The 6812-nt window shown below is 70.5% G+C and carries 6 protein-coding genes; 4 read left to right on the top strand and 2 right to left on the bottom strand.

Annotation, left to right across the window (positions count from 1 at the left end; translation table 11 throughout):
* Positions 1-1074: ABC transporter ATP-binding protein (locus VE172_RS14805; protein WP_324802693.1), on the bottom strand; the 1074-nt coding region annotated here is incomplete at its 3' end.
* 272 nt (positions 1075-1346) lie between these two features.
* On the opposite strand from VE172_RS14805, the gene VE172_RS14800 reads away from it, so the two are divergent.
* Positions 1347-1733, top strand: a complete 387-nt coding sequence (locus VE172_RS14800; RefSeq protein ID WP_324802692.1) for a hypothetical protein — start codon at positions 1347-1349, stop codon at positions 1731-1733.
* Positions 1734-1738: 5 nt separating this feature from the next.
* Complete coding sequence (locus VE172_RS14795; RefSeq protein WP_324802691.1) at positions 1739-3145, top strand: hypothetical protein; 1407 nt, start codon at positions 1739-1741, stop codon at positions 3143-3145.
* Positions 3146-3205: 60 nt separating this feature from the next.
* Here VE172_RS14795 and VE172_RS14790 read toward each other — a convergent pair whose 3' ends face one another.
* A complete protein-coding gene (locus VE172_RS14790) occupies positions 3206-4000 on the bottom strand; it encodes a right-handed parallel beta-helix repeat-containing protein (protein ID WP_324802690.1) in 795 nt (264 codons plus the stop codon).
* Between the two features lie 122 nt (positions 4001-4122).
* On the opposite strand from VE172_RS14790, the gene VE172_RS14785 reads away from it, so the two are divergent.
* Both VE172_RS14785 and VE172_RS14780 read left to right on the top strand, forming a co-directional pair.
* On the top strand, positions 4123-5925 hold the full coding sequence (locus VE172_RS14785; RefSeq protein WP_324802689.1) for a serine/threonine-protein kinase: 1803 nt from the start codon (positions 4123-4125) through the stop codon (positions 5923-5925).
* Positions 5926-5987: 62 nt separating this feature from the next.
* Positions 5988-6779, top strand: a complete 792-nt coding sequence (locus VE172_RS14780; RefSeq protein WP_324802688.1) for an FHA domain-containing protein — start codon at positions 5988-5990, stop codon at positions 6777-6779.
* Positions 6780-6812 lie beyond the last annotated feature (33 nt).

The raw sequence follows: 6812 nt of genomic DNA, 5'->3' as shown, positions 1-6812 counted from the left end.
CAGGCGGCGCAGCAGGCCCGCCAGTCCGCGGCGCCGACCGCCGCCGGGCTGCGGCGGCGGGGAGTCGCGCAGGCCCTCGAGGACGACCGCCTTGGCGCCGATGTGGACGTTCACGAGGGTCTCGTGTCCATGATGCTCGGTGGAGTGCACCGTGCCCCGCAACAGATGGAACCGCGGATCCTCGGCCGACAGCCGCAGCGACTCCGCGCGCACCCCCACGGTGATGTACTCCCCGTGATAGCGCGCCACGGTGCGGCTCTGGATCTCGTTCCACGGCAGGCGGATCTCCTGCGGCCCCAACTGAAGCGCCACGTACTGGTCCAGCTGGACGTCCACCCTGGCCTCGAGCAGGCTCATGCGCGGCGTCCCCAGAAACGCCGCCACATACGTGGTGGCGGGCTGGTCGTAGATCTGTTTGGCGGTACCGATGTCCTGGATGCTGCCGCGCGACACCACGGCGATGCGGTGCGCCATCGTCATCGCCTCGGACTGGTCGTGGGTGACGTACACGGTGGTCACGCCGAGGCCGGAGACCAGCGACTTGATCTCGGAGCGCAGCTCCGCGCGCAGGCCGACATCCAGGTTGGACAGCGGCTCGTCCATCAGGAAGATCTCGGGCCGCCGCACCAGCGCCCGGCCCATCGCCACCCGCTGCCGCTGGCCCCCGGAAAGCTGCTGCGGCAGGCGATCCATCAGGTTGCCGATGCCCATCATGGTGGCCATCTCCTCGCTCTTGGCGTGGGACTCGGCCACCGAATGGCCCGACAGCCGCAGGGGGAAGGAGATGTTCTCCCGCACGGTCATGTACGGGTACAGCGCGAAGTTCTGGAACACCATCGCCACCCCGCGCTCGCGCGGCGACAGGGACGTGGCGATCTGGCCGTCCATGATGACCTCGCCGGCGTCCGGCATCTCCAGCCCCGCCAGGATGCGCAGGATGGTCGACTTGCCGCAGCCCGACGGCCCCAGCAGCACCATGAACTCGCCGCTGGCTATGTCGACGTTGATGTTGTCGACGGCGACGACGTTCCCAGGGAAGATCTTGGTGATGTCCTTCAGCTCGAAGGAGGTCACGTATCGCTCCGGTTGATTGGATTTCGATATTTGTTCATTTAAAGACTCTGGTGATCTTGATCTGCCGTGCCAATCGGGCAAACGTCCGATCCTTTGGGGGAGCGGGGCCGCGATCACAGGGCCGAGTGGTCGCCGAGGGTGACCGCTCCGTGAGGATACCCCGGATGCCCCCACGCGTGGGCGCCCGAAACCGCGGGCGGCGCGACTAGCCGACGCCTAGACATCGGCGACCAGACTTTCGGTGTTCCGCGACCCGCAACCGAGGAGTGGCCGTGACCGTATATCGATCCGCCAACGCGCCGACCGAGCGCGTCCTGACCCTGGACCCCGCCAAGATGACGCGGCTGTCGAGAAAGTTCGCCTCCGACGCGCACGACTTCCACGGCAGCGTCGGCCCGATCCGCGCCTCCATGAGGGACAGCGCCGGGGGATTCGAGGGATGGCCCTCGGCGGTGGGCAACCCCGTGCTGATGGCCGTGATCGCCAACCACCTGGGCCAGCAGAGGACCGCCGACGCCTTCCTGGGCGCCGTCACCGACGACCTGGAGATCATGGGCCGCACCACGAAGGCGCTGAGCGACGCGCTCAGCGGCCAGGACGACGACAACGGCCTCGGCCTCGGCCGCGTCGCCGAGGCCGCGAAATCCGAAGGGGCGTAAGCGACATGGACATCGAGACGGCATACGCATCCGTCAAGAACGACAGGCCGCACCTGCTGGACGAGCAGGCGCGGCAGTGGCAGGGCATGTCCCAGGCCCTGGCGGCGCAGGCCCGCGAGCTGAGATCGAACATCGACTCGGTGGACGCGGCGGTCACCAGCGCCTCGGGGCGCGCCTATGTGGACAATCTGAAGCGGCGGCACCAGCGGCTGCTGGACGCCTCGAGCGTCGCCAGGACCAACGCCGCGTCCTGGAGCGGCGTGGCCGAAACCGTTCGCGACACGCAAAAGGCCATCGCCAGCGCCCACGCCGACTGGCAGAAGACCAAGGCCACCGCCGTCGGCGACGAGGAGACCGCGCGGGCGCCCTACGACGAGATCGCCGCCTTCACCATGACCGCCGCGGCCGACACGGCGCTGGCGCACTCGGCGAACATGAAGCCACCCGACACCTACGTGCCACTGCCCGATGTGGGCGGCGACTCCACGGACGGCTCGACGACGGCCGACGGCGGAAGCGGAGGCGCGGGTGGCTCGGGTGCCTCGGGCGGCACCGCCCCCACCCCGCCCCACTCTGGTGGCGACGGTTCTGCTCCGACCCCACCCCACTCTGGCGGGCACGCCGCCGTCCCGCCGCACTCGGGCGGCACCGCTCCGACCCCGCCCGACCCTGGCGGGCATACCCCCGTCCCGCCGCACCCGGGCGTCGACGGCCACAACCCCGCACTCCAGGGCCCCAGCGCCCCACCGACCACCGTGCCGCCGAGTCCTGCCACTCCGACGGCGCCTCCCTCCGGGGGCGGCACCGCACCGCCTGCCATGGTGCCGCCCCCGCCTACCCCCTCGCCGACACCCGCCCCGCCTCCCGCCTCCCCGGGCCCGATCCGTCCCACTCCCGCGATCCCGCGTCCCGTCACCCCGCCGCCCGCGCCGCGTCCCCGCCCCGCCGTCGGACCCCGTCCACCACAGTCGACGGTCAGGCCCGTGATCGGTTCGCGCCCTGGGGCCTCGGGCATGGCGCCCCGCGGCCCGCGCCCCTCGGCCAACGGCCTCAACCGCCCCGTGATCGGCGGCCGATCCGCCCCCGCGGGCGAGCCGACCCCGCCGCGCTCCCTGATCGGCAGAAACGGCGTCGTCTCCAACCCCAAGGCGCCGCGCCCCATTCGCGCCACCCGCGCCCAGTTCGGCGGGCGCGGCACCAACCGCTCGGTGGTTTCCGGTGTGCGCCAGGCATTCGAACCCACCGAGACCGCGCCGACGTCCGCCACCTCCAAGGCCGCCAGGAAACGCGACCGCGAGACCACCCCGCTGCCCCACGAGGGCGGCGACTACACGTGGACGGTCGATCGCGCCACGGTTCGCGGCGTCGTGCGGGCCCCCAAGCCCGACGGCTACGACGCCGACGACTGGTGAACGGCAAGAACGGCGGACGGCGCGCGGTGGTTACGCCGTCCGCCGTGTACTTGCCGGAGGTTAAGGCTCACATTCGGGTTCGGGACCCTGATAACCCTCCCTTGAGGATTCGTCGATGCCGACCTCGCACTCGATACCGTCGTCGAGCGTGTTCCCGCTGACCCGCGCCCCCGTCGACCCGATGGCCAGACCGATGGCGTGGTCGGTGTTGCCGGTGAACTGATTGTCCGAGATGGTGGCGTTCTGCACGTCCTCGAACATCAGGTTCTGTGACGCCTCAAGGGTTTCGCAGAAGTTCTTGCGAATCGTCACGTTGTAGGTGTGGCCGTTGCCGTCGCCCTCGCCGTCGTTGGGGCCCTCGGCCATGACGCACATGTTGTCGATCTGCTTGCAGTGGTTGCCCTCGATGAGGACGTCGTGGCTGGCCGGGGTGTCGTCGGCGAAGGTCTGCATGCAGTCGGCGTGTCCATTGTCGTTGGACGTCTTGTCGACCGTGTTGTCGAGGATCTTCAGGTGATCGCCGAAGAAGCGGATGCCGTCGCCGTCGCCGCCGTGCGGCTCGCTGATGGTGACGTTTTGGACGGTGATGTTGCTTCCGGTGATCTCGACGCCCGGGGCCTCGGGGTGGTCGGCGACGTAGCCGTCCACGACGACATTGTCGGCCTCGACGGTGATGCCGTCGACGTGCTCGCCGTTGCCGTGGAAGACCTTCGGGTGATCCGGGGTGCCGCCCTCGGTAATGACCAGGCGTTCGCCGTAGGAGTCGGCGTTGGCCGAGACCAACGGGCCACCCACCGCCACGACGAACGCCGCCGCCAGGCCGACGATGGTGGTGACACGGGTCCGATTCCTCATGTGGGGCACGCTAAGCAAACCGAGCGGGACCGCTCCCCCCGCGCGGTCACGTACCGTGGTGTCTCGAAACGCCCGTGTCATAGTCTTGTGCGACATACCCCCGCGAATGGATCGAAAGAGCGATGCATACCGGTCAATTGATTGCTGGACGGTACCGGCTGGACGAACGCATCGGTTCCGGTGCGGGAGGCAGCGTGTGGCGCGCCCACGACGGCGAGCTGGACCGCGTGGTGGCCGTGAAGTGCGCCCACACCCACGGCGACGACCACATCCGACTGCTGCGCCGCGAGGCCCGGCTGCTGGCCCGCGTCAACCATCCCCACGTCGTCACGGTGTTCGACCGCGTCCTGGAGGGCGACGAGTGGTGCATCGTCATGGAGCACCTGGCCGGTTCGCTGGCCGAGGCGCCGCCGCTGCCCGCCGCCAGGGTGGCGCGGATCGGCGAGCAGCTGGCCGACGCCCTGGAGACCCTGCACGCCAAGGGGATCGTCCACGGGGACGTGAAGCGCGGCAACGTGCTGCTCACCGAGACCGGCGCGGCGAAGCTCAGCGACTTCGGGGTGTCGCGCGTCGAACGGGACGAGGAGACCCTGTCGGGTTCGGGGGTCGTGTACGGCACGCCCGGTTACGTGGCGCCCGAGGTCGCGATGGGGGACAGGCCCTCCGCGGCGTCCGACATGTACTCCCTGGGCGCCACCCTGTACATCGCGGTGGAGGGCCGCACCCCCTTCGGCGACATCGACAATCGGATGCTGTTGCTGCGCAAGGCCGTCGACGCCGAGGTCTTCCCGCCGCGCAGGGCCGGCGACCTGGCCCCGGTGATCGCCGCGCTGCTCAGCAGGGAACCGTCGCGCCGCCCCGACGCCGCCACCTCCCGCCGCGCGTTGCGCGGCGTGGCCGACGGCGGACCCGCCGACCTGCACGGCCGCTTCGTGTCCGCCGCGGGCCCCGCAGGGTCCCGTCCGGCGAGGACCGTCCCGCGCCGCGCCCTGCTGTGGGCGGCGGCGGCCGTGGTCGTGCTGGCGCTGGCGGCGTGGGGAGCGCTGCAGCTGCCGTTCGGTTCCCCGCAGGCCAAGGGCGACATCGACTCCCGCCCCGTCATGGGCTCACCGACCACCGCCGACCCGTGCTCGCTGTTGTCGGAGAAGTCCTTCAAGCGCTTCGGCAGGCCGCACCTGGACCCCGCGTACGGCAACTTCAACCGCTGCGACGTGCTGGTCGACGCCGGAAGCGGCGACGCCGACGTCCAGGTCGAACTGGACCGCGGCGACCGCGACGAGGCGGGCGGCAAGGTCGAGGCCAGCGGCCCCGTCGACGTGGTCCGCACCCCCGAAAACGACGGCGAGTGCGCCCGCGATCTGATCCTCGCCGACGACAACCGGGTGGAGGTCACCGCCGCGGCCCTCGACGGCAAGCCGCGGCTGTGCCCGCTGGCCGAGGCGGCGGTGGACCACGCCGTGACGGTGCTGTCGCACGGCGAGATCCCGCGCCGCCACGGCAAACCCGACCCGTCGTCCCTGATCAGGCTGAACGCCTGCGACCTGCTGGACGACAAGGCCGCCGACGCGTTCCCCGGCGTCGACCGGCACGACTCCACGGCGGGTTTCGGGAACTGGCAGTGCCGCTGGCACAGCGCCGACTCGGGTCACAACCTGTTGATAGGTTTCGATCACGACTCTCCACTGTCCAACGACGACGGGAAGCTGTACCGCCTGTCCGGCCACCCCGCCGTGGTCGAGCCCGACGGCTACAGCGACGACTCCTGCCAGGTCAGCGTCTCCAATCGGGTGTACGCCAACGCCGACGGGGACCGCGTCGCCGAACTGGTCGTGGTGGTCGTCATGGGTGACGGCCCGAAGCGCGAATTGTGCGACGCCGCCAAGGCGGTCGCGGCTCCGGTGGCGGCGGAAATACCGGGGTCGTGAGGACCCGTCCCCATGGTTCATGGCAAGCTGAGGAACGCCTCTTCCACACCCAGGAGGCCACCGTGGAAGTCTCACCCAACGGCAACGGCGAACGATCGCTCCCGTCGCGCCACGCGAGCCTGGCATACGGGGTGCCGCCCTCCCCGGTCGGAACCATCTACGCGCTCGCGATCTCGGGCGGCATCACCTTGCGCCCCAAGGAGGGCCGCAGCGTCCTGTTCGGACGGAACCGCCCCGAGGTGCACGTGTGCCTCGGCGAGGACGACCGCCGGGTGAGCCGCAACCACGGGTCGCTGACCTTCCGCACCGACCGCTGGTGGGTGGCCAACACCGGGCGGGTTCCGCTGCGGCTGCCCAACTCCCGCCTGCTGTTCAGCCAGGACGAGCCCGTGCCGCTCACCATGGGCTATACCCCGGTGTTCGTCCGCGGCTCGGGCGGGCGCGAGCACCTGCTCGAGGTCTACGTGGCCGGCCCCGAGGAGCCGAAGCCCTGCACCATGCCCGACGAGGCCACCCAGCCGCCGCGCTGCTGGGCGCTGGCGGAGCCCGAGCGCCTCGCCCTGACGGTGCTGGGCCAGCGCTATTTGCTGCACGAGGTGTACCCGCAGCCCCTGACCTGGCACCAGGCCGCCGCCGAGCTGGCGGACCTGCGGCCCAACGAGGAGTGGAGTTCCAAGCGCGTGGAGCGCATGGTGTCCAAGGTGCGCGCCCGGATGTCGCGGCGCGGCGTCGCCGGGCTGACCCGCGACGAGGTGGGCGAGCCGGTGGGCAACACCCTCAACCACAACCTGATCCGCGAGTTGATGGAGAGCACCACATTGGTCCCGACGGATCTGCGCCTGCTGGAAGGTTGAGACCCGAGTGCCCTGGGGTCTACAAAAAAGTGA

This window comes from Stackebrandtia sp. (assembly GCF_035643755.1).
Lineage (GTDB): Bacteria > Actinomycetota > Actinomycetes > Mycobacteriales > Micromonosporaceae > Stackebrandtia.
Note: the sequence above shows the minus strand (reverse complement) of the source record. Positions and strands in the feature narration are given on the sequence as shown.